Source organism: Pseudomonas sp. HR1, assembly GCF_030175875.1.
In the GTDB taxonomy this organism is placed as follows: Bacteria; Pseudomonadota; Gammaproteobacteria; order Pseudomonadales; family Pseudomonadaceae; genus Chryseomonas; species Chryseomonas oryzihabitans.
In genome coordinates this window covers 1-2,425 of sequence record NZ_JASNRF010000012.1, presented here as the reverse complement: position 1 = coordinate 2,425, position 2,425 = coordinate 1, and the positions used below count along the sequence as shown (strand labels likewise).

Annotated in this window: 2 protein-coding genes; both read left to right on the top strand. The window is 46.3% G+C overall.

Translation table 11 applies throughout. From position 1 onward, the window contains the following. Positions 1-312 precede the first annotated feature (312 nt). On the top strand, positions 313-924 hold the full coding sequence (locus QKY98_RS23240; protein ID WP_284671654.1) for an antitoxin Xre/MbcA/ParS toxin-binding domain-containing protein: 612 nt from the start codon (positions 313-315) through the stop codon (positions 922-924). Positions 925-2,120: 1,196 nt separating this feature from the next. Beyond that, positions 2,121-2,425, top strand: a 305-nt coding sequence (locus tag QKY98_RS23235) for a histone-like nucleoid-structuring protein, MvaT/MvaU family (RefSeq protein ID WP_284671653.1), incomplete at its 3' end; no start/stop codon positions are given.

The following is a 2,425-nucleotide window of genomic DNA, read 5'->3' as shown; positions in this document are numbered from 1 at the left end:
CTGCAATCGCCCTTTTGGTACTGAGCGACGATCTTCAATTTGAACGCTAGAGAGTACTTGGGCATGGTACGCCTTCAGGGCAGCGTCCAACTTTCGGGGGTCATTTCATCGAAGGCAAGGCCCGTTTCTCAGCACGCAGGAAGATATGCGGCGATAATTAGGATGGCGATGTACGAAACGCCATAGGCAGGCGCTGGTAGCCTCTTCACACATGCAGGTGGCGGCACTTTGGAGGGTATTTCGTCCCGCTACGCCTTAAATTTCATAGGCTGGAACCCAGATGAGCTAACTTGCTTCTGCATGAGGTGAAATATGAAAGAAAATCCAGCTATTAGAGAAGCCCTAGAAAAAATTGCTAGGAGCGGATTAAAAGAAAATTTCATGCACCGAGATAGTGAAGCAGCCTATGAGGCTGAGAAGGCAATGGTCGGGGGAAATTTCTGTCGCCTCAAAAAGCGCGAGCTATATGAACCAAGCAATTTCAGTATACTTCCAATGCCTATAATAAACGAGCCTCTAGACCTCCTGTCCGGTCAGAGCGTGAAAAACATACAAGCCCGAGATCTCTATAGAGCAATTCACAACGGTTTCTTATACAAGAACGCGAAGAAGATGGCGAAAACTTTCGCTCCAAATATTGCCGATAGCATCTTGATAAATATTATAGGCGATTGCCCAAGGCATAAAAACAGGACTAGCCCAAGAAAGCTGAACGCCTTTCAAAGCTTGCAAGCTTATAAATATGCTACGCTCCTTAACCAGGCGTCTCAAGCTCTAGGCACATATGAATTAGCAGAAGAGTGGGTTGGTAATAAAAATCCATATCTGGGAGGCGAGCCCCCCTTAAATGTTGCTACCTATCCTCTAGGATTTGAGATGCTTATCGAATATCTATTACAGATCGAATACGGCGTGTATATATAGACAAAAATATAAATTTTAAAAATGAGAGGAAAATCTAGCAGGTATAAAAAAGCCCTCTAAAAGAGGGCTTCAAATGTCTTCGAGGGGAGGTATAACCAACGATTCTCGAAGCACGCCATGCAATTCTAGCGCATAATATTATAGAAAGAAAGCACCGAAATTCATGCCTAGATTTTTCAGCTCGTCCATGAGGAAATCCAAATGAGCTCTTCGCTGATCTTAATTCCTATCATTTGCTTGGAATAACATATACGAGTTGACCGTACCCCAAGCCCGTAATTACCTGTACACGCGGTGGCGGTCCGCGAGCCAGCAATCATCCGGCCTATCATTCCCTTAAGAACCGTGTAATAGACACGTTTTCCGGCTGCTACAGGCCTAGTGGGCAAAAGACCGTCTCCACGTGTACACGAGTTGACGGTACCCAAGGTCCCTGATCATGCGTACGCGCCGCGACGGTCAGCGTACACGCGGCGACGGTCTATGAGGCTAGCAATCATCCGGCCTACAATTCCTCTAGAACCCGCGTAATAGACGCGTTTTCTGGCTAACACGGGCCTACTCGGCGAATGACCGTCGCCACGTGTACACGAGTTGACGGTATTCCAAGTCCGTAACCACCCGTACACCGGCCCACATAAGGGTTCCCAATTCTGAATATGAGCCTACGTCGTTGACGGCTAATATGCCCCAATAGTAGTACGACCTATGGCATCTTCGCTTTCTATCTGGTCGTTTTCAGAAGATAGTGATTGTGAATGCCATCTGCTTGGACGATACTAAAGCTAGGAATGCCAATAACCGCAACAGATTGTTTGTAGCAAGAATAAACTTCGAAAGAATTATTGGCTATTGGTTCGCAAAACTTAAGACTTGAGGTTTTGTCAAGTCTTAAGTTTTGGTATTCCGAGTACGGAATCAGCTCCTAGCGTATATCCTGCGCTATTAGATGAGCGCCCATACACGGCTACTACAGCGGTCAATTACACAAATCAAAAATTAAAACTGGCACGATCGCAATTATATTTATCCTATAAAGCCGCGCGTTAGTAAAGATGTGATATTGTATTTTCGTTTAAACCTAATTATTATTAGCGCCCTAGCGACACCAAAGATAAAATTTTCTATTTTCCTCTAGTCTTTTATTCACGAAAGCGCTATAACAGCAGCCACCGCCTAATCTTGAGGAGATTGTGATGTCCCTGATCCAAGAATACCGTCAGACTGAAGCAGCAATCGAAGAACTGAAGCAGCGCCTGGAACAGTTGAATGGTGACGAGCGCTTGCAGAGAGAACTGGAATTCGAAGAACGGCTCCGTGCTCTGCTGGGTGAACATAGCAAATCCTTGCGTGATGTTATTGCTATCCTGGACCCCGAGCGCAGCACAAGTACGAGCCGCAGAGGCAATTCTACCTCAGCCCCACAGCAGCGGCGGCAGCGCGCGGTGAAGCGCTATAAGCACCCCGAAACTGGTGAAATTATCGAAACCAAGGGAGGTAA

Coding starts and splice junctions, on each gene's coding strand:
- QKY98_RS23240 (WP_284671654.1), top strand. CDS start 313: ATGAAAGAAAATCCAGCTATTAGAGAAGCCCTAGAAAAAATTGCTAGG.